Source organism: Longicatena sp. 210702-DFI.1.196 (assembly GCF_020563125.1).
In the GTDB taxonomy this organism is placed as follows: Bacteria; Bacillota_I; Bacilli_A; order Erysipelotrichales; family Erysipelotrichaceae; genus Longicatena; species Longicatena caecimuris.
On the sequence record NZ_JAJCPX010000113.1, the window covers coordinates 1 to 339 of the forward strand.

The 339-nt window shown below is 52.5% G+C and carries 1 protein-coding gene; it reads left to right on the forward strand.

What is annotated here, in order from left to right:
• Positions 1-339: hypothetical protein (locus LI241_RS15595; protein WP_227151490.1), on the forward strand; the 339-nt coding region annotated here is incomplete at both ends.

Sequence of the window (339 nt, forward strand, 5' to 3'; positions counted from 1 at the left end):
AGGAAGAATACGCCGCCTTCTGGACTGCCTATCAGCAGGACCGTGACCTGTTGCGCTTTCATTACCATAGGCCAAGGGAAATCTGGGAGAACCTGAAAGACCTTGACCTGCCCCGCAGGACTTTTTCTTCGGACCTTTCCCAAGTGCCAACCGTCCAGCATTTCATTACAGAGGATGAGATCGACACCGCCATGACCGGCGGCAGCAGTTTTGCCGGAGGAAAAGGCCGTATCTATGCGTTCTTCATGGAAAACCATACGGATAAGGAAAAAGTGAGATTCCTTAAAGACGAGTATGGCATTGGCGGACGCTCTCATGCCCTGTCCGGCGCAACACACA